Raw genomic sequence first — 18779 nt, 5'->3', positions numbered from 1 at the left:
GGTCGCCGACGGCGGCCCGGCCGTCACTGCGAAGCGCCGTGCTCGGTCTGCTCGCGCGCCCGCACGGTGAACTCGAACGTGCCGTCCTTCTCGGACACGGTGACGTGCTGGCCGGGCCGGACGTCGCCGTTGAGGACCTTCCGGGACAGCGGATTGTCGATCTCGCGCTGGATCGTGCGCCGCAGCGGGCGCGCACCGTACTCGCGCTCGTGCCCGAGCTGCACGAGCCGGTCCATGGCCTCGGTGGTGACGTCGACGGTGATCTCCTGCGCATGCAGGCGGCGGTGGGTCTCCTCCAGCAGCAGTTCGGTGATCCGGCGCAGCTGCTCGGCCTCCAGCTGGCGGAAGACGATGATCTCGTCGATCCGGTTCAGGAACTCGGGACGGAACGTGTCCCGCAGCCGCCGCATGACCTGGTCCCGCATCGCGGTGTCCTCGTCACCGGACACGCCGTCGCCGCCGAACCCGATGCGGCCCGGCCGGCCGACGATCAGCTCGGAGCCGACGTTGCTGGTCATGATCAGGACCGTGTTCCGGAAGTCCACGGTGCGGCCGCGGGCGTCGGTCAACCGGCCCTCGTCGAGAACCTGCAGCAGCGTGTTGAACACGTCGGTGTGCGCCTTCTCGATCTCGTCCAGCAGCAGCACCGAGTACGGGCTGCGACGCACCGCCTCGGTGAGCTGGCCCGCCTCCTCGTAGCCGACGTATCCGGGCGGCGCGCCGACCAGCCTGCTGACGGTGTGCCGTTCCTGGTACTCGCTCATGTCCAGGCGCACCATGCGGTTCTCGTCACCGAACAACGTCTCGGCCAGGGCACGGGCCAGCTCGGTCTTGCCGACGCCGGTCGGGCCCAGGAACAGGAAGCTGCCCACCGGCCGGTCCGGGTCGCCCAGCCCCGCCCGGGACCGTCGCACCGCCTCCGCGACGGCTTCGACCGCCTCGTCCTGGCCGATGACCCGTTCGTGCAGCCGCTCCTCGAGGCGCAGCAGGCGGGCCTGCTCCTCCTCGGTCAACTGGCTGACCGGGATGCCGGTGCTCCGCGAGACGATGTCGGCGATGTCGCCGGGACCGACCTCGGGCACCGCCGCTCCGCGTTCCTGAGCGGCCGACATGCGCTCGCGTAGCTGCTCGATCTCGTCGCGCAGGGTCGAGGCGCGCTCGTAGTGCTCCGCGGTGACGGCCTCGTCCTTCTCCCGCGTCAGCTGGTCGATCTGCTGCTCGAGCTCGCGGGTGTCCGTCGTCGGCGTGTTCGAGCGCAGCCGGACCCGCGCGCCCGCCTGGTCCACCAGGTCGATCGCCTTGTCCGGCAGGAACCGGTCGGTCAGGTAACGCTCGCTGAGCTCGGCGGCGGCCACCAGCGCCTCGTCGGTGAAACGGATCTGATGGTGCGCCTCGTACCGGTCGCGCAGCCCGCGCAAAATCTCGACGGTGTCGTGGATGCTCGGCTCCGGAACCAGAATCGGCTGGAAGCGGCGCTCCAGGGCGGCGTCGGTCTCGATGTGACGCCGGTACTCGTCCACGGTGGTCGCGCCGATGACGTGCAACTCGCCGCGCGACAGCGCCGGTTTCAGCATGTTCCCCGCGCCCATCGAGCCCTCCGACGCACCGGCGCCGACCACGGTGTGCAGTTCGTCGACGAACGCGATGACCTCGTCACGGTGCTCGCTGATCTCGTCGATGACCTTCTTCATCCGCTCCTCGAAGTCGCCGCGGTACCGGGTGCCCGCAACCATTCCGGTGAAGTCGATCTCCACGACCCGGCGCTCCCGCAGGATCTCCGGGATGTCGCCGTCGACGATGCGCTGGGCGATGCCCTCGACGATGGCGGTCTTACCGACACCGGCCTCGCCGATCAGGACGGGGTTGTTCTTCGTCCTGCGGGACAGGACCTCCACCGTCTGGTCGATCTGCTCGTCGCGGCCGACCACCGGGTCGATCTGGCCGTCTCGCGCGAGGGCGGTGATGTCGCGGCCGAACTCGTCCACGGTCGGCGTGTTCGACGCGCGCTCGCCGCTGCCGCGCGCCGTTGCAGGCCCCGCGCCGGATCCGCGCGGGGCCTGCTGGAGCGACTCCGGTGTGATCCGCGCGGCCGCGAGCACCTGCCCCGCCACCGACTGGGGATTCACCGTCAGCGCGAACAGCAGGTGATCCGGGCCGATGTAGGTCGAGCCCGCCGCCCGCGACACCTGGTGCGCGTCCAGCAGCGCGCGCTTTGCCGCCGGCGTCAGGGCCGGCGGAGTGTCCAGCGCCGGTCCCGACCCGAACTGTCCCTCGAGCTGACGGGCAATGGCGTCCGGGTCCGCACCCGCCCGGCTGAGCAGGTCACGGCTGGTCTCGTCCTTGGTCGCGGCCCACAGCAGGTGCGCCGCGTCGAGATCGGGCTCGCCCGCCTCGGTCGCGCGCCGGGCCGCGGCCGTCACCAGCTCGCGCGCCTGCTCGGTCAGCAACCGGGTGATGTCGACCCGGTGCATCTGACCACGCTGCGCGGGCGAGCCGAAGAACCGGGCGAAGAACTCGTCGAACGAACCGGCACCGAACTGGCCCGGACCGAAGAAGCCGCTAGTCATCAGCCAATGACCCCAATTCCTGCGTGGAAGATCGAACACAGCCACTGACGTGCCTTCGAACCGATGTACCCGCTGAGCCTGCTCGCAAACGGCACGCCCATGGCCGCGACGGCACGTGCATCCACCGCCGCGCAACGGGTAACTGCACACCGACGAGCGACGAAAGGAGCAGCCAGGACGACACCGAATCCGCACGTCTCAGGAGGTGTCTCATGAGCAGGACGAGGACCCGAGGTCGGCACCGGCGCGGCAAGACGGCGACCGAGAACGCGAACCGCCCCACGGCGGACGAGACGGACCCGGACCGGCTGTCGGTCGCCGAGGCGGAGAAGTCGTCCGACGAGGACAACCGGGACCCGGGAGCAGGACCGGAGGACGAGGCCATCCCCGAGACGGCCGACGAGTCCACCCCCGGAACCGGCGAGGTTCCGGAGCCGGAGCGTCCCGTCACGCCGACCGACGAGCCGGTCGCCGCCACGGCCCACGGGACCACCGCCCGCGAGCAGGCCGAGGGCGAGAGCCTGGAGGACCGGGTGGCGGCGGAGGAGCCCGACTCCGCCGGCGAGCCCGACGCCGCCGAGGAGCGGACGACCGAGGAACGAGCCACCGAGGAGCAGCCCGGCGACAAGCGCAGCGAACGGCCCGACGTCGGCCCCGGCGTTCACGTCGAGGAGGAGCCGCCCTGATCAGACGCTGACTCCATCAGCGGCCTGCTCGGCACGCTGGTCAACCGCTGCGGGCGGCGAGCTGGTCCAGGGTCGCTCGGGCGCCGCGCTGGTGCAGCATGGTCAGCGTCTCGACATAGGGACGGACGAACCGATCGTCCTGGGCGAGATCCCCGAAGAGCCGCTCGTCCTCGATGAACGCGGTGGGGTTCTCCCGCTGAGTGCGCGCCAGCGGAACCAGCCGGTCGGCGAGCTGGTCGACCACCTCGTACTCCCGGCCCGCCTCGTCGACCCCCTCGGCGTACCGGGCCCAGCTGGCCACCACGGCGGCAGATCGCCACACCTCGCCACCCGCGGCGAGCCGCTCCCGGATGACCGGCACCAGCCAGGTGGGGATCCGGTCGGAGGACTCCGCGCACAGCCGCGCGAGGGTGTCCGCGATGTCGCGGTTGAGGTACCGCTCGATCAGCGTGCCCTTGTACGCGTCGAGGTCGACGCCCGGCAACTGCTGCAGCGTGGGCGTCGCCTCGGTGTCCATGTAGGTGCGCAGCAGCCGCTCTATCGCCGGGTCGGCGGTCGCCTCGTGCGCGTACCGGTACCCGGCCAGCGTGCCGAAGTAGCACATGCCCTGGTGTGTCGCGTTCAGCAGCCGGAGCTTCATCAGCTCGTACGGCTCGACGTCGTCGACGAGCTGGACCCCCGCCCGCTCGAACGGAGGACGGCCGAGCGGGAAGCGGTCCTCCAACGCCCACTGGGTGAACGGTTCGGCCACCACCGGCCAGCCGTCGTCGATGCCGAACCGGGTCCGGACCTCCTCGCGGTCGGCGTCGGTGGTGACGGGGGTGATCCGGTCGACCATCGAGTTCGGGAAGGCGACATGCGCACGGATCCAGCCGCCGAGCCCGGGATCGACCAGGTCAGCGAAGGAGCTGACCGCATTCGCCGCCACGTCGCCGTTGGACTGGACGTTGTCGCACGACATCACCGCGAACGGCGGCACTGCCCGCTCCCGCCGGCGGCGCAGCGCCTCGACCACGAGCCCGAAGGCGGTCCGTGGCGCACCCGGGTTCGCCACGTCGTCCCGGACGTCCGGGTTGTCCGCGTCGAACTCGCCGGTCGCCGGGTGGACGTTGTACCCGCCCTCGGTGAGCGTCATCGAGACGATGCGTACCCCTGGGTCGGTCATCCGCTCGACGACCGCGCCGGGGTCGTCCGGCGCGAACAGGTACTCGGCGACCGAGCCGATGACGCGGACGCAGCGCTCTCCGGCGCTCTTGAGCATCAACGTGTACAGGCCGCTCTGGTCGCGCAGCACGTCGCGCATCCGCGCGTCGCCGGGCATCAGGCCGACGCCGCACACCGCCCAGTCGTGCGCGAGCCCGTCGTTCATCAGCCGGTCGAGATACATCGCCTGGTGCGACCGGTGGAACCCGCCGACGCCGATGTGCACGATCCCGACGGTCGAGCGCGACCGATCGTAGGCCGGCACTGCGACCTCGTCGCCGAGCCGTCCGAGCGAGCTGACGTCAAGCCTCATTCCGTTCCTCTCCATGGTCGAACTCTCACGCCGACTGCCGAGTCCTGTGCGCGACCGCAATCACCACGGGGCGCCCCGTTCGGCGTGCCGGTCCTCGTGGTTCATCTGCAGATCGCACAGTTGCTCGTACAGCTCCAGCCGGACGTCGCGATACGCCGGGTCGTGCCACAGGTTACGCAGCTCGTGCGGATCGGCGACCATGTCGTAGAGTTCGCCGGTGGCAGGCCGGTCCTCGTCCGGGTCACCGTGCCAGACGACGATCTTGTAGTCGTGGCGCCGCACCATGGTCGTGTTGGCCGGCGGGTCGTACTCGTAACCGGAGTTGCGGTACTCACACCACGCGTACGGATGTGCGGGCGCCTCGCCGCGGCTGATCGCGAGCAAGTCGCGCCCCTGGTCACGAGCGGCCGGACCGAGGCCGGCGGCACGCCGCACAGTGGTGGCCACGTCGTGCGACCCGACGAAGCCATCCACCCGGGTACCGGCCGGCGCCTGCCCGGGCGCCGCCACGATCAGCGGGACCCGGACCGCCACGTCGTACAGCATCGGCCCCTTGAGCAGTTGCGCATGGTCACCGAGCATCTCGCCGTGGTCACTGGTGAAGACGATGATCGTGTCCCGGGAGTCGTCCCGCTCACGCAGCCTGGCCAAGATCCGGCCGACACAGTCGTCCACCAGGGTGATCGAGGCGTAGTAAGTCCGGCGAATCTCGTCGATCTCCTCCGGGGTGTGATCGACGAACGAAGGCCCGTGCCCGACGTAGCTGGAGTCGGAGGCGTCGGTCTGCCGAGCGGGCTTGGATGCGAGCTCGTCCCGACCACCGACCGGCGGCGGAACCGACCCGGGCGGGTACATGTCGAGGTGCTCCTTCGGCGCCGCGAACGGATGATGCGGGTCGAAGAAGTTGGCCACGAGGAAGAACGGGCGGTCGTCGTCGGCCGCGAGAAAGTCGGTCACCTCGTCGGTGACCCACGTCGAGTAGTGCGACTCGGTGGGCATCTCGTCGAAGCGGGTGTTGCGGTGCTTGAATCCGGCGACGTCGGGCGTGACGACATCCGTCCGAGCCGCCTCCCACTGCGCGGGATGCCGCTCCCGCAGCCACTGGTGGTACGCGTTCTCCGGCGAGCCGTGGAACGGGTCGTGCGCCCACCGGAAGACCTCGAAGCCGTCGTCGCCTCTCTTCTCGGTCGCGCCCTGGAACGCGGCCGAGAGGTGGAGCTTGCCGACGAGCCCGGTCCGATATCCTGCGTCGGCCAGCTCTCTCGACACGAGGCTGCGGCCCTCGGGCAGCGTGACGCCGTTCGCCCACAGCCCGTGCGAACTCGGCAGCTCACCGGTCAGCAACGACGCCCGGGTCGGCGCGCACATCGGGCTCGGAGTGTAGCAGTGGTCGAAGACGACGCCCTGCTCGGCGAGGGCGGCCAGGTTGGGCGTGATCGCCGGGCTGCCGGGACAGGTGGACACGGCGTCGAATCGGTGCTGGTCGGTGCAGATCAGCAGGACGTTGGGGCGAGAGTCCATGGGGCGGGTGTGCTCCTCGTGCGATGGTTCGCGGATCAGGTGCGCGGGACGGGCGGCGTCGCGTCGTGCCCGGGTGTCTCGGGAAGGCCGGCTACTTCACACTCCCCGCGGCGAGGCCGCCCACCATGTACCGGCCGAAGAACGCGCCGAGGACGATCAGCGGCAGGGAGAGCAGCACCACACCAGCCATCACCTGATTCCACTGCAACGTGTAGCTGCCGAGGAACTGCTGGAGAGCGAGCGGGATCGTGGTGCTCCGGCTCCCGGTGAGGACCAGCGGGAAGAGGAAGTTGTTCCAGGAGAACAGGAACGTCATGATCGTCACCGACGCCAGCCCGGGCCGGGCGATCGGCAGCACCACCCGCAGCATCGTGCGCAACGGTCCGGCGCCGTCGATCGCGGCCGCCTCGTCGAGCTCCCGCGGGATGCCGTCGATGAAGACCTTCAGCATGAGCGTCGCGAGCCCCACGTTGAACGGGAGATAGACCACCAGCAACGGGATCAGCGAGTCGCCCATGCCGATCTGGTTGACGATCGCGTAGGCGGGAATGGCGAGTCCGATCGCCGGCAGTGCCCGGGCTGCGAGCAGCCAGAATCCGACAATGCCCGCCGATGAGACCCGCGCCCGGCTCAGCGCGTACGCGGCCGGAGCGGAGATCACCACCGCGAGCACGGCCGAGCCGATGCTGGTCTGGGCGCTGTTGAGCAGCGGTCCCAGGAACGAGTAGGTCTCGAACAGCGTGACGAAGTTCTCGAGCGTCGGCCGGAAGATCCACTGCGGAACCGGGTTGAGCGTCACGTCCGACGGTTGCAGCGACGTCAGCAGCGCGTACAGCGTCGGCAGCGTGAAGACCACGAGCATGAGGCCGATGAAGACGTAGGCGGCGATCCGGGGCAGCATGCCGCCGTTACGATGCGTGGTCCGGAGGACAGCCACGGGTCACACCCTCTCTGCGCGGCGCTGGAATTGCATGAACAGCGCCACGCATCCGATCGTGAAGAGCACCACGAACACCGCGATCGCCGCTCCCTGGCCGAAGTTGAGCTGCCCGAAGAAGACCTCGAAGTTGTAGAAGGTGAGCAGCTGGGTACTCGACCCCGGTCCACCTCGGGTGAGGACGTAGATGGTCGGGAAGACCTGAACCGCGTCGATGAAACGGAGCAGCGCGATCGAGATCAGCGCCGGCTTGATGATCGGCAGGACGACGGTCCACGCCGTTCGGACGGCACCGGCGCCGTCCAGCTGCGACGCCTCGAGAACGTCGTCCGGGACCGTCTTCAGTGCGGCGAGCGTGAGCAGGATGACGAACGGGGTGAACTGCCACATGTCGATCGCGATGATCACCGCCATCGCCGAGACGGGCTGCGTCAGCCATTCCTGGTCGATGCCGACCTGTCCGAGGTAGTACGAGATCAGCCCGATCTCGCCCTGGAGGATGAACCGGAAGACCAGCGCCACCGCGATCGGTGGTAACACCGCCGGCCAGAGCAGGAGGACGCGCAAGCCGTGACGGTTCGGCAGGTAGCGGTCGAGGACCAGCGCGGTGAAGACCCCGAGGGCGAGCTCGCCGACCATCGCCCCGGCGAGGAAGACGACGACGAGAGCGAGCGAGTCCCACACCGCTCCCCCGGAGAAGACCGTCTCCACGTTGTCGAGGCTCAGTGGCGTGCGCGGTGCGAGGTCGTCGTCGGACCCGCCGAGAGCGAGCGCGAGCGAGTAGAGGACGGGCAGGATGGTCGTCGCCAGCAGGACGAAGAACAGCGGGGCGGTGAAGCCGAGCTGCCAGCCGCGCAGGCGCGGCCGGGTTCTGGTGATCATGGTGGTCATACGGTTTCGTCTCCGACTCGGTGGGCGGGCGGTCAGCCGATACGGGACGCGGCGGCGCGGATCGCGTCCGCCGCACTGACCTGGCCGGTGACCGCGCGGCTGAGCTCTTCGGCGATCTGCTGGCCGACCGTCGCCCAGTCGGTCGTGGCGGGAAGGTAGTTGGCGTCACCGGGGAGCGGGCTGACTCCGCCGTCATCGGCGATCGCGATCGTGCCGACGACACTGTCGACGAAGCTGCCGAACCCGTACTGTTCGGCGTACTCTTGCGACTCGTAGACCTCGGCCAGCGGTGGAGCACCGAAGTTCGCGTCGGTCTGGGTGGCCGCGGTCAGCGTCTCGGTCAGCGTCGCCCACTGCACGAAGAGCCAGGCGGCCTCGGAGGCCCGGCTGTCCTCGGCGATGGTCCAGCCGTGCGCGTTGTACGGGACGTAGGAGCCGGCGGGCCCGGCGGGCAGCGTGAACGTGTCGATGTCACCGGCAACCTGCGAGACCTCGGGGTCGTTGAAGGTGCCGCCGAAGACCGCGCCCTCCTGGACGATCCCCACACGCCCGGACAGGAACGCGCGGGTGACGTCGTCGACGCTCCAGTTGGTGGCGCCGGACGGAGCGTGGTTCTGCACCAGGTCGGTGAAGACCTCGAGAGCCTTGACCGCTTCGGACGAGTTCAGCGCCGATCCGGAGTAGTTGCCCTGCTCGACCTGCTCGTAGTAGCTGCCGCCGTAGGCGTAGAGCCATGCGGACCATACGAACAGGAGCTGGGAGACGCTCGGCGCGGTGCGCAGCGCTATGCCGTCGACTTTGCCGCCATCGATGGTCTTCACCACCTCGACGAGCTCGCGATAGGTCGTGGGCGGCTGCTCGATGCCGTGTTCGGCGAAGACATCGGTGCGGTAGTAGAACACCTGCGTGCCGATGAACATCGGCACGCCGTACACCTCGTCGTCACGGCTGAGCTGGGCCGTCGTTCCGGCGCCGAACGCGTCGAGGTCCCACCCGGGAATCAGGCTCTGCTCGTCGGCCATGAACTCGTCGATCGAGGCGATCCAGCCGCGGTCTACGTAGGTGGGAATGAATGCCGACGGGGTCTGGAGCACGTCGAAGCCGCCGTTGCCCGCGCCCAGCGCTACCGCTGCGCGGTTCTCGGTGGATTGCTCGTCCAGGATGGTCCATTCCACGTCGATGCCGGTAAGTTCGGTGAACTGGCCCGCCATCTGCTGAATGGCGTCGGCCTGCGGCGAGCTCTGCGCGAGGATGCTGATCCGGGGCACATCGAGATCAGCGCCACGGTCGCGGAGGAACTGCTCCACGTCGGCCTCGAGATCGACCGCCTGGTCGCCGGATGCGCCGCTGATGCCTCCAGCGGCGCATCCGGGCAGGAGCATCGCGCCGATCGCGGCGGCGCCGAGCATTCCGCGCACGGCACTGCGCTTGGCCATGTGACCTCCTTGTCGTCGCCGGCCGGTCGGGGCGACCGCCGGCGGCTGCTGTGCAATGGCAACGCGTGGACAGCACGTGGGCGGCACCCGAATTGCTCGTCTGAGCAAACCGTCGTGAGTGTTACGGCGTGCGAGTCAATAAAACCAGCGAAGATACGTCAAGGTCTTGCACGAGTTTGCTCATCCGAGCATTATGAGTTCATGTCAGCCAGCCAGTCCCGCACACGTGAGCGCGATCTCACCCTGATGGCACACGTGGCGCGCAAGCACTACGTGGGCGGCATGAGCAAGAGCGACATCGCCGAACAGCTCTTTCTGAGCCGGTTCAAGGTGGCCAGGCTCCTGCAGGCCGCGCACGACGAAGGCATCGTCCAGATCACCGTCAACCTGCCGGGCGACCTCAACCTGAACCTTTCGCGCGAGATGGAGGAGACGTTCCGCCTGCGACACGTCGTGGTCATCGACGACGGGCCGGACCCTTCCGAACTCGCCCACCGCCTCGGGGAGGCGGCCGTCTCTCTCCTGGCTCAGGTCATCCGGGAGGGAGATCTGGTCGGACTCGCGTCAACCCGCACCCTGATGGGCATCGCCGACACGTCCGCACCGATCCCGAGGTGCACGTTCGTTCAGCTGACGGGGCAGCTCCCGCGCGTGGACGCCGCGGACGTCATCGGCAGCATCCGGAGCCTGACCCGGATGTCCGGCGGCCGGGCCCACGTCTTCTACGCGCCGATGATCGCCTCGAGCGAGGGAGCCAGGCGTAGCTACATGGTGCAGCCGGAAGTCTGCCGGGCATTCGAGCTGTTTCCGCAGCTCGACGTGTTCGTCAGTGGCGTCGGGACGTGGCGGCCGGCGCTGTCGGTCATCTACGACCACCTGCCGCCGGAGGTCCGGCACGATGCCGACGAACGCGGCGCCGTCGCCGAGGTCGTCGGCATGCCCATCGACAGCCACGGTCGCACCGTGCCCAGCGCCGCCCACCAGCACGTCGTCGCGCCGGACATCGAGATGCTCAGTCAGGCTCGAGAGCGGATCGCCGTCGTCTTCGACGAGCGGAAGGCCGAATCCGTGCACCTCGCTCTGCGGCATCACCTGATGAACGGCATCGTGACACACCGGTCACTTGCCGAGGCCGTACTGGCGCTGTAGCCGACCGGCTGAATCCGAACGCCGTCTCGGCGATCGCGGTGGGCGTCGTCAGTCCACGCCGTGTTGCGACCCGCCCGGCCAGGACGTCGGCTCGGCGCCGAGCCCCAACCCGTCGATGACTTCGGTGGTGATCTCCTCCGGGGTGCCCTCCACCGACACCGTCACGCCACGCTCGTCGGTCCCGAGCGGTTCGAGGGTCTGATACTGCGACGGCAGCAGCGACGCAGGCATGAAGTGCCCGCTTCGGTCGCCGATCCGCTCGCCCACCAGGGCGGGGTCGCCGGACAGGTGCACGAACAGCACGGTCCCGCGCGCCTCGCGCAGCACGTCGCGGTAGACCCGGCGCAGCGCGGAGCAGGTGACGATGGCCGGCTGGTGCAGCGCGGACTGCGCGGTCAGCCAGTCGCGCATCGTACGCAGCCAGGGCCAGCGGTCGTCGTCGGTCAGCGGCTCCCCAGCGGCCATCTTGTCGATGTTCTCCGGGGGATGGAACTCGTCGGCCTCGGCGAACGGCCGTCGCAACCGTGCGGCCAGCAGTTCGGCGACCGTGGACTTGCCGGAGCCCGATACGCCCATCACGACGAGATGTGCAGGGTCGTTCACCACTGGACTCCTCCTCGAGCGTGTCGCCCGCCACGACGCGAGCACCGGATGCGGCACCACATCCGGCGAAGGTATCATCTTTTCCGAATATTGATGATACCTTTCGAGGGAGACGAGGGAGGCACACGTGGCTGCGCCGGTCCTGCACAGCTCCGTCCTGGACCGCCTGGGCATGGACATCACCAGCGGGGTCCACGCGGCCGGCGACGTGCTGACGCTCGACCAGCTGCAGCAACGGTTCGGCGTATCACGCACCGTGATGCGCGAGGCCATGCGCATCCTCGAGGCCATGAACCTCGTCCACTCACGCCGCCGCGTCGGCATCGTCGTGCGGCCGATGCCGGAGTGGAACGTGTACGACGCGCGGGTCATCCGCTGGCGCCTCGACGGGCCGTACCGAGCGGAGCAGCTGCGCACGCTCACCGAACTACGGATGGCCGTCGAGCCGATGGCCGCGGCAGCCGCGGCACGCAACGCCGGCCCGGCCGAGCGTGGCCACATCGCCGACCTCGCGCAGCGGATGCGCGAGACCGGCGAGGACGGGCGACTCGAGGCGTTCCTCGAGCACGACGTCGCGTTCCACACCCTGGTACTCCGGTCGAGCGGCAACGAGATGTTCGCCGCGCTCACCGACGTCGTCGGCGAAGTGCTCAAGGGTCGCACCCACCACGGCCTGATGCCGAGCCCGCCAGTGCCGGTCGCGCTCGCCACGCACGACGAGGTCGCCCGGGCGGTGCGCGACGGAGACACCGGTGCCGCCGAATTGGCCATGCACACGCTGCTCGCGGAAGTGCGCTCGGCCATCGACCACGTGCCCGGATGCTAGCTTCCGGCACCGACGGGACGACGGCGGCGCCGCGCCCGCCGTCGCGAGGTGCCGGTTGTCAGGACCGGCTCTCGCCCTCGGCAGGGCGGGCGAACAGCACGCTCGCGGCCAGTTCCAGGACCTCGTTCCGGGTCTGGTGCGGATGGTCGGCGAGGATCAGGTCGCCGGCGACGGCCGCCGAGAACGCCAACAGACAGCGCGCCTCGAGCTCGGCCGGGTCCGATCCGGTCCCGGCGAACAGTGAGCGCAGGTAGTCCATCCGCTGGTTGTCGACCCGCCGGAGCCGCTCGGCGACGGCCGCGTCCCGGCGGGCCCAGTCGCGGATCGCCCGATCGATCGGCAACAGCGCGTCGGAGAACGTGAGGTCCGCCGCGCGCTGCGCCCGGGTCAGCGCACTGCCGCCCTCGCGCTCGACACTGTCCAGCACGTCGTCGACGCTGCGCCGCTCCCAGGTCTGCAGCATCTCTTCCAGCAGTGCCGTCCGGTCGGCGAAGTACCCGTAGAAGCCGCCCTTGGTGACGCCCAGCGTCCGCGCCAACGTTTCGATCCGGACCGCGTCGGGGCCGCCCGCGGCGAGCGCGGCCAGCCCTGCGTCGATCCACGCCCCTCGCGGTGTGCGAGCCGTCGCCATGCCTCACCTCTGTGACCTCTGTCTCGACCGGCCACTGAATCTATACGACGGCGTACATATATTGCTACCGTACATTTATACGCACCCGTATGGATTGGAGTGCCGATGATCCGCACGAGTCCGCGCCGAGCTGCCGGCACCGCGGGCCGCCGGCTGACGCAGTCGGCCGGCTGGATCGCCGCCGCCTTCGGCACCGTCCACATCGCCGTCGCGCCGCTGGACACCCGCGACGTCTGGTCGCAGGTGGTGTCCGAGGGGTGGTTGAACACCTTCACCCTGGACAAGGCGACCTCACTCGCCGAGCTCGAACGTTCGGAGACCTTCTGGGTCACCTTGGGCAGCTTCGGCGCCCCGATGCTGGTGCTCGGCTCCTCCGTCGTCTGGTCGGCTCGGCACGGTCACCGCGTTCCGGGATGGCTCGGCTGGATGGTCCTGGGCTGGAGTGTGCCGATGGTGTCCGTGCTGCCCGCGTCTCCCGGGTGGGCGCTGCCCGTCGTCGGTGGGCTCATCGTTCTCGGCGACCGCGAGCGCAGCCGGCAGGCACGATCCGAACCGGACGCCGACGCCGTCCCTACGACCGCGTAGCGGCGGAGGGGACGCGGAGGTGAGCGACATCACGAAGCAGAATCCGAACACCAGCGGGCCACGCCGGAGCGCGCTCGAGCTGGTGGGGCCGGCGGGCTTGGCCGGTCTCGGCGCTGTGCACGCGGCCTGGGCACTCGGCTGGAGATGGCCGGGCGGCACCGACGAAGCCTGGGCCGAACGGCTGGCCGGGTCGCCCGAGATGCCCTCGACGGCGGCGACGTGGGCGATGGCGCTGGGCCTGACCGGCGCGGCCGGGGCCGTCAGCGCTGCCCACTCCCGCCGGCTCCGGCCCGGGCGGCTGCACACGGCGGCCCGGCTCGCGTCCTGGGGCATGGCAGCCGGGCTGCTCGGACGCTCCGTCTACTTCCTGCCCTCCGACCTGACCGGCGACACCACGATCTTCGACAGGCTGGACCTCACGGTGTACGCACCGCTGTCCGCGTTCCTCGGCGTCAGCATCGCGGCCGGTCTGCGACACACCGCCCGGGCGGACGCGGACCCGACGGCGGCGTGACCGTCGTCAAACCTCGGCGGTGTCCAGGGCGGCGCGCACCGTGGGGGTGATGGAGGTGGCCATGTGCGCGTAGCCGTCGGCGTCGGGGTGCAGGCCGTCGCCGAGCATGTGCGCCTGCTCGGGCCCGAACACGTCCAGCCCGTCCAGCAGCCGGACGTCCTCGTCGCCGTGCTCACGCAGCAGCCGCACCGCCTCGGCCACCTGCGCGCGGATGAACGCCAGGCTCATCCCGCCCGCGCCCGCGGTGTCCTCGCGGTCCGGGCACACGATCGGCGACATCACGATCAGCGGCGTCGTCGGGTGCCCGTCCCGGATGGTGGCCAGCAGCCCCAGCACCGCCGGCAGGAACGAGCGCTCGGTGAACGAGCCGCCGCCGTACACGTTGATGCCCAGACACGTCACGATCACGTCGGCCGGCAGGTCCCCGATCGTCCGAGCGACCATCGGGTCCAGATGACACTGCCCACCGAAGCCCAGACACGTCAGATCCGCCCCCAGCTCACGCGCCACCAGCGCCGGCCACGTCCGCGCCGGCGACGCCGCCGAGCGACAGTGCGTGATCGAACTGCCATACGTCACCAGCCGCGGCCGGCCCTCATCGGGCGCCGCCCACACCCGCGCGGCCTCGTCCACCTCGACCGCCGCCAGCCCGACGTCACCGAACTGCGGCAACCACACCTCGACGGTCTTCTCCCCCGCCACAACACCGGCGAACCGGAACGACCCGTCCGCGCCGACCGGCGCCGAGTCCACCAGCTCACCGTCCACCACCAGGTCGACCCGCAACGGATCCTCGACGTCCGGGCCCACGACCAGCCGGCCACCGACCATCCCCGCATCGGTGCCGAACACCACCCGCACCCCGGCCTGCATCGCCGCACGCCCGCGAAGCGCCTCACCCGGGAACAACCCGATCCGGCTCAACGGCAGCCGCCACCCCCGCGACCACCCCGCACCGTGCTCGACCTCCACCGCACCCACCCAGCGAAGCACCGGATCATCCGCACGCACCTCACGACGGCGCTCGGTGACCGACAACTCACTCATCCCCGCCCGTCCGTCCGATTCCCATCGGCTGGAACCCTATCGGACCCCCGCCGCGCCCACTCGGTCCGTGATCACCGCGGTGGTTAGTCGTCGAAACCGGCGACGCCGCGCTTCCAGTAGCCGGTGATCGACGCGTCCTGGCGGGAGGAGGCCCACGAGCGCAACGGCTTGATGTCGTCGGCCTCGCCCGCGGCGAACAGGAACGTTCCCGCCGGCACGTCCAGCGCCCACACCGCTCCGGCCAGCGCGGACTCGTGCGGCCTGCGGATCAGGCGGGTGACCCGAACGCCGTCCCGGTGCGCCAGCGGGTAGGCGTGCTCGTCCTCGTGTGCCGTCTCCACCACGATGTCGGCGGAGACGTCCAGTGGCGACTCGTCCAGCCACCGGGAGACCGCGGGCAGTCCGGTGGCGTCGACGGCGAACACGTAGTGCGGTCGTGAGCGCGGGAACGCCTTCGCCCCGGGAGGACCGGCGACGACGACGGGTGCGCCCAGCGGCACCGTCGTCGCCCAGGTGGCGGCCAGCCCGCCGTCGTGCAGCACGAGGTCCAGGTCGAGCCGGCGCTCGGCGGCGTCGTAGTGCCGGATGGTGTACTCGCGCGTGGTCGGCATCGGGCGCGGCCAGTCGAGCATCAGCCGGTCATCGGGCACCGGAGCGCGCAGCGTGCCGTCGTCGTCCGGAAACACGATCTTGACGTGGTCGTCGGCCTCGTAGGTGTGCACGCCGTCGAGCCCGGCGCCGCCCAGCGTCAGGCGAAGCATCCGCGGCGTCACGTACTCGCGGGCGGCGACGGTGACGGTCCGCACGTCGATCGGATACGGGATCCGTTCCAGCCCGGCGCCGTGCCGGTGGTGCGCGGCGACCTTGGGCGCGGGATCGCGGCGGTCCGGGTGCGCGCTCATCGGGTCAGCAACGGCGCGAGCGCCTGGTCGATGGCGTCCAGGGTCATCAGCGCCGACTCGTAGGTCGCCGCCTCGGTGTAGCGGATCGCGAACGTGTTGTCCGCCCGCACCGCCGGCAGGTTCTGCCACAGTTGCGAGTCCAGGACCGACCGCACCGACTCGTTGGGCGTGCCGTCCGGCTGCACCGAGTACGTGACGGCGTCGGCGTCGCCGAGGCTGTCCGGGATCTTCTCGAGCGACGGGTACTCGCTGACGTTGCGCCCTCCCCCCTTCTTCTCCTTCACCTCGCCGTAGTAGGTCACGCCGACGTCCTCGGCGACGTTCGTCCCCCACGACCCGCTGAACTCGCGCTGGAACGTGCCCGCGGCGGTCTCGCCGTAGGCGCCGACGTGGCCGAACTTCAGGCCGGCCAGAGCGTCCTCGTACTTGGCGGCCAGTTCCTCCGCCCGTTCCTCGTACGCCGCACGGTCGGCCTCGAACTCGGCGACGCGCCCGACGGCGTCGGCCTGGCGATGGGACAGCTCCCGCCAGCCGTCCGGCGACGTGGGTCCGAGAACCACGACCGGCGCGATGGACTCCAGGTACTCCATGTCGACGTCGGTCAGCACCGGCTGCGGCACGCCGATCATGATCAGATCCGGGTTCAACTCGGCGATCGCCTCGTAGTCGGTCGACGCGGCGGTCTCGCCGGCGATCTTCTCCAGGTCTTCGTACGTGGCGCGGTCCTCGTCGCTCATCATCGGGACGCCGCGCTGCCAGCCGGAGATGCCCACCAGGGGCGCGTCCACCTCGATGAGCACCGGCACGGCGTACCCGGTCGCGACGACGCGCTGCGGGTCGGCCGGGATCTCGACCTCTCCGTTGTCGGCTTCGAACACACGCGTCTGCTGGGCACCTGCCGACGCGACGTCGTCCTCTCCCGAGCCGCAGCCGGCGACCACGGCGACGACGACCAGGGCGCCCGCGATGCGACGGCACAGGCGAGCAGGCATGGACGTAGACCTCCCGATGGGGCGTGCGGACCAGCGAACAGCTACTTAGGTTAGCCTTGCTATTGCTGCCGGAATGTCGATCGGAGGTCACGTTGTGTCGGTCACAGCCCACTACGGGACCGACCCGCTCTGGTGCGAGGAGTACGGCTACGGACTGGGCCGGCCGGACGGCATCTTCGTGCTCAAGTACCGGTCGGCCGGGACGCTGGAGTTCGGAGAGAGCCGGCAGGACTTCCTGCACCAGCTGTACTGGTCACCGGACGCCCTGCTGTCCACCAGCCACGGCTTGAACACCCAGTTCGTCGGACCGAGCGAGGCGTTCTGGGTGCAGCGAGCCGTCAGCCACGAGGTGCGCGCCGCCGACGAGGGCACCGTCTACCGGGTCTGCCTGCGGGAGGTGCCGGGCTCGCTGGACGGGGTGCGCGCCGGTGCGGCGTCGATCGACGACGAGGCCGGGCGGCTGCTGCGGACGATCGCCCGGCCCGGACACGACGAGGACCGGGCGCTGGCGGCACGTGCCCGCATCCTCGCCGGCCTCGGTGGCTCGACCCGTGAGTTCGTCGGTCACCACGCGACCGGCTCCGGTCACGCGATGACCGTGGCCCGGGCCATGGCGCACGATCCCGGTGATCCCACCGCGCTGTCCGAATGGGCGGCGCGGCTGCACATCAGCGTCAAGACCCTGCAACGCGACTTCGACCGCGAGTTCGGCATGCCGTACTCACGCTGGCGGACCGAGCTCCGGCTGCGGGCCGCACGAGCGCTGGTGCAGACCCAGCCGGTCACGGCGGTGGCCCGGCGGGTCGGCTACGCCAGCACGTCCGCGTTCGTCGCCGCCTTCGCGGCCCGGTTCGGCCACACGCCCCGCCGCCGCGGCCGCGGCCGACTCTCGTGATCATCAACGATTCGCCACACCCTGATGTGGTGAATCGTTGATGATCACAAGAACGGGGCGCCGGCGGCCGCGGCGTAACGCTCGGCGAGCTCACGGAACAGGGCCCGGAGCTCCGGCGGGTCCAGCACCTCGAACCCGACGTCCACGCTCGTCAGGAACCCGACGAGGTCACGCAGCGAGTCACCGCCGGTCTCCAGCACGCAGCTGTCGTCGTCGACCGCCTGCAGCAGCCCGGCGGCCGGCGTCAGCCGCTCGGCCACCGTCTCGGCGGGCGCGTGCAGCCGGACGCGCGCCTGATACGTCCAGGCCAGCGAGCCGGTCCCGCGGACGACGTGCCGTGCCGCGTCCTCCGGCGGCTCCCGCGGCACGAACCGTGGCCCGATGGGCGTGCGCGGGTCGGCCCGGAACGTGCGCCAGTCCTCCCGGTCGAGGTCCCACGCGAGCAGGTACCAGCGACGGCCCGTGTAGACGAGGCGGTGCGGCTCGACCCGCCGGAGGCCGGTCCCGCCGCCGTGGGCTTCGTAGTCGAAGCGCAACTGCTGCTCGTCACGGCACGCCGTGGTGATGGTCGTGAGCGTCGCCATCTCCACTGTCGGCCCGCCACCGGCCGCGGAGACCGTCGCCTCGCGCAGCGCGTCCAACTGATGCCGCAGGCGGGACGGCATCGTCTGCTCGAGCTTCGCCATCGCCCGGACCGACGTCTCCTCGATGCCGGTGACCGTGCCCGAAGCCGCGGCACGTAACCCGACACCCACGGCGACGGCTTCGTCGTCGTCCAGCACCAGCGGCGGCATCTCGGCGCCGGGACCGAGCCGGTAGCCGCCTGCGACCCCGGTGCTGGAGTGCACCTGGTAGCCGAGGATGCGTAACCGTTCGACGTCGTTGCGCACGGTCCTGGTGGTGACGCCCAGGCGATCGCCGAGCTCCGCACCGGACCAGTCGCGCCGTCCCTGCAGAAGGGACAGCAGACGGAGCAACCTGACCGACGTTTCCAGCACGAATCTCAGTCTGGCACGCATTGAGGAACCACACGTTCCACAACAGCCGATACCGTCACCGCACGGACATCGACGACGGAAGG

Annotated in this window: 18 protein-coding genes; 6 read left to right on the top strand and 12 right to left on the bottom strand. The window is 70.2% G+C overall.

What is annotated here, in order from left to right; genetic code table 11:
• Positions 1-23: 23 nt before the first annotated feature.
• Positions 24-2567, bottom strand: a complete 2544-nt coding sequence (locus tag CLV30_RS04790; RefSeq protein WP_106536010.1) for an ATP-dependent Clp protease ATP-binding subunit — start codon at positions 2565-2567, stop codon at positions 24-26.
• Positions 2568-2779: 212 nt separating this feature from the next.
• Here CLV30_RS04790 and CLV30_RS04785 point away from each other — a divergent pair, with 212 nt between their 5' ends.
• Positions 2780-3253, top strand: coding sequence for a hypothetical protein (locus tag CLV30_RS04785; RefSeq protein ID WP_106536009.1), 474 nt, complete (start codon positions 2780-2782; stop codon positions 3251-3253).
• A gap of 40 nt (positions 3254-3293) precedes the next feature.
• Here CLV30_RS04785 and CLV30_RS04780 read toward each other — a convergent pair whose 3' ends face one another.
• From CLV30_RS04780 to CLV30_RS04760, 5 genes are all read right to left on the bottom strand, one after another.
• Positions 3294-4769, bottom strand: a complete 1476-nt coding sequence (locus CLV30_RS04780) for a mannitol dehydrogenase family protein (protein WP_106536008.1) — start codon at positions 4767-4769, stop codon at positions 3294-3296.
• A 60-nt stretch (positions 4770-4829) separates the two neighbouring features.
• Positions 4830-6290 carry a sulfatase-like hydrolase/transferase gene (locus CLV30_RS04775; protein WP_106536007.1) on the bottom strand — a complete coding sequence of 487 codons (1461 nt, stop codon included), beginning with the start codon at positions 6288-6290 and terminating at the stop codon, positions 4830-4832.
• A gap of 91 nt (positions 6291-6381) precedes the next feature.
• On the bottom strand, positions 6382-7227 hold the full coding sequence (locus CLV30_RS04770; RefSeq protein WP_129710832.1) for a carbohydrate ABC transporter permease: 846 nt from the start codon (positions 7225-7227) through the stop codon (positions 6382-6384).
• A gap of 3 nt (positions 7228-7230) precedes the next feature.
• Positions 7231-8109: a carbohydrate ABC transporter permease gene (locus CLV30_RS04765; protein WP_165358425.1), complete on the bottom strand. Its 879-nt coding sequence runs from the start codon at positions 8107-8109 to the stop codon at positions 7231-7233.
• 41 nt (positions 8110-8150) lie between these two features.
• Positions 8151-9554 (bottom strand): ABC transporter substrate-binding protein, encoded by a 1404-nt coding sequence (locus CLV30_RS04760; protein ID WP_106536004.1) that lies wholly within the window; start codon positions 9552-9554, stop codon positions 8151-8153.
• Between the two features lie 201 nt (positions 9555-9755).
• Here CLV30_RS04760 and CLV30_RS04755 point away from each other — a divergent pair, with 201 nt between their 5' ends.
• Positions 9756-10703 (top strand): sugar-binding transcriptional regulator, encoded by a 948-nt coding sequence (locus CLV30_RS04755; RefSeq protein ID WP_106536003.1) that lies wholly within the window; start codon positions 9756-9758, stop codon positions 10701-10703.
• Between the two features lie 48 nt (positions 10704-10751).
• Here the strand turns inward: CLV30_RS04755 and CLV30_RS04750 are convergent, their stop codons facing one another.
• A complete protein-coding gene (locus CLV30_RS04750) occupies positions 10752-11309 on the bottom strand; it encodes a gluconokinase (RefSeq protein WP_420841950.1) in 558 nt (185 codons plus the stop codon).
• 124 nt (positions 11310-11433) lie between these two features.
• Between CLV30_RS04750 and CLV30_RS04745 the strand changes: the two genes are divergently transcribed.
• Entirely contained in the window at positions 11434-12132 is a 699-nt protein-coding gene (locus tag CLV30_RS04745; RefSeq protein WP_106536002.1) for a FadR/GntR family transcriptional regulator, read from the top strand.
• 58 nt (positions 12133-12190) lie between these two features.
• Here CLV30_RS04745 and CLV30_RS04740 read toward each other — a convergent pair whose 3' ends face one another.
• The gene (locus tag CLV30_RS04740; protein ID WP_106536001.1) at positions 12191-12763 is read right to left on the bottom strand and encodes a TetR/AcrR family transcriptional regulator; all 573 of its coding nucleotides are present in this window, start codon (positions 12761-12763) and stop codon (positions 12191-12193) included.
• Between the two features lie 105 nt (positions 12764-12868).
• On the opposite strand from CLV30_RS04740, the gene CLV30_RS26255 reads away from it, so the two are divergent.
• Entirely contained in the window at positions 12869-13348 is a 480-nt protein-coding gene (locus CLV30_RS26255; RefSeq protein WP_165358426.1) for a DUF6463 family protein, read from the top strand.
• A 19-nt stretch (positions 13349-13367) separates the two neighbouring features.
• Positions 13368-13862 carry a DUF3995 domain-containing protein gene (locus CLV30_RS04735; RefSeq protein ID WP_165358427.1) on the top strand — a complete coding sequence of 165 codons (495 nt, stop codon included), beginning with the start codon at positions 13368-13370 and terminating at the stop codon, positions 13860-13862.
• A 6-nt stretch (positions 13863-13868) separates the two neighbouring features.
• Here CLV30_RS04735 and CLV30_RS04730 read toward each other — a convergent pair whose 3' ends face one another.
• From CLV30_RS04730 to CLV30_RS04720, 3 genes are all read right to left on the bottom strand, one after another.
• Positions 13869-14909: a GDSL-type esterase/lipase family protein gene (locus CLV30_RS04730; protein ID WP_106535999.1), complete on the bottom strand. Its 1041-nt coding sequence runs from the start codon at positions 14907-14909 to the stop codon at positions 13869-13871.
• Positions 14910-14992: 83 nt separating this feature from the next.
• Positions 14993-15811, bottom strand: a complete 819-nt coding sequence (locus CLV30_RS04725) for a siderophore-interacting protein (RefSeq protein ID WP_106535998.1) — start codon at positions 15809-15811, stop codon at positions 14993-14995.
• Positions 15808-16803, bottom strand: a complete 996-nt coding sequence (locus CLV30_RS04720) for an ABC transporter substrate-binding protein (protein WP_106535997.1) — start codon at positions 16801-16803, stop codon at positions 15808-15810. The genes CLV30_RS04725 and CLV30_RS04720 overlap by 4 nt, the downstream gene beginning before the upstream one ends.
• Before the next feature lie 73 nt (positions 16804-16876).
• On the opposite strand from CLV30_RS04720, the gene CLV30_RS04715 reads away from it, so the two are divergent.
• Positions 16877-17698: a helix-turn-helix transcriptional regulator gene (locus tag CLV30_RS04715; protein WP_106535996.1), complete on the top strand. Its 822-nt coding sequence runs from the start codon at positions 16877-16879 to the stop codon at positions 17696-17698.
• A gap of 44 nt (positions 17699-17742) precedes the next feature.
• Here CLV30_RS04715 and CLV30_RS04710 read toward each other — a convergent pair whose 3' ends face one another.
• On the bottom strand, positions 17743-18696 hold the full coding sequence (locus CLV30_RS04710; RefSeq protein WP_106535995.1) for a helix-turn-helix transcriptional regulator: 954 nt from the start codon (positions 18694-18696) through the stop codon (positions 17743-17745).
• Between the last annotated feature and the right edge of the window lie 83 nt (positions 18697-18779).

The organism is Haloactinopolyspora alba, assembly GCF_003014555.1.
GTDB lineage: Bacteria > Actinomycetota > Actinomycetes > Jiangellales > Jiangellaceae > Haloactinopolyspora > Haloactinopolyspora alba.
The sequence above is the reverse complement of the archived record's forward strand: the minus strand, read 5'-3'. Positions and strand labels throughout refer to the sequence as shown.

Excerpts from the sequence above, each read along its gene's own strand:
- CLV30_RS26255 (WP_165358426.1), top strand. The coding sequence starts at position 12,869 with ATGATCCGCACGAGTCCGCGCCGAGCTGCCGGCACCGCGGGCCGCCGG.
- CLV30_RS04785 (WP_106536009.1), top strand. The coding sequence starts at position 2,780 with ATGAGCAGGACGAGGACCCGAGGTCGGCACCGGCGCGGCAAGACGGCG.
- CLV30_RS04715 (WP_106535996.1), top strand. The coding sequence starts at position 16,877 with ATGTCGATCGGAGGTCACGTTGTGTCGGTCACAGCCCACTACGGGACC.
- CLV30_RS04720 (WP_106535997.1), bottom strand. The coding sequence starts at position 16,803 with ATGCCTGCTCGCCTGTGCCGTCGCATCGCGGGCGCCCTGGTCGTCGTC.
- CLV30_RS04730 (WP_106535999.1), bottom strand. The coding sequence starts at position 14,909 with ATGAGTGAGTTGTCGGTCACCGAGCGCCGTCGTGAGGTGCGTGCGGAT.
- CLV30_RS04755 (WP_106536003.1), top strand. The coding sequence starts at position 9,756 with ATGTCAGCCAGCCAGTCCCGCACACGTGAGCGCGATCTCACCCTGATG.
- CLV30_RS04760 (WP_106536004.1), bottom strand. The coding sequence starts at position 9,554 with ATGGCCAAGCGCAGTGCCGTGCGCGGAATGCTCGGCGCCGCCGCGATC.
- CLV30_RS04780 (WP_106536008.1), bottom strand. The coding sequence starts at position 4,769 with ATGAGGCTTGACGTCAGCTCGCTCGGACGGCTCGGCGACGAGGTCGCA.
- CLV30_RS04740 (WP_106536001.1), bottom strand. The coding sequence starts at position 12,763 with ATGGCGACGGCTCGCACACCGCGAGGGGCGTGGATCGACGCAGGGCTG.
- CLV30_RS04790 (WP_106536010.1), bottom strand. The coding sequence starts at position 2,567 with ATGACTAGCGGCTTCTTCGGTCCGGGCCAGTTCGGTGCCGGTTCGTTC.
- CLV30_RS04775 (WP_106536007.1), bottom strand. The coding sequence starts at position 6,290 with ATGGACTCTCGCCCCAACGTCCTGCTGATCTGCACCGACCAGCACCGA.
- CLV30_RS04725 (WP_106535998.1), bottom strand. The coding sequence starts at position 15,811 with ATGAGCGCGCACCCGGACCGCCGCGATCCCGCGCCCAAGGTCGCCGCG.
- CLV30_RS04765 (WP_165358425.1), bottom strand. The coding sequence starts at position 8,109 with ATGATCACCAGAACCCGGCCGCGCCTGCGCGGCTGGCAGCTCGGCTTC.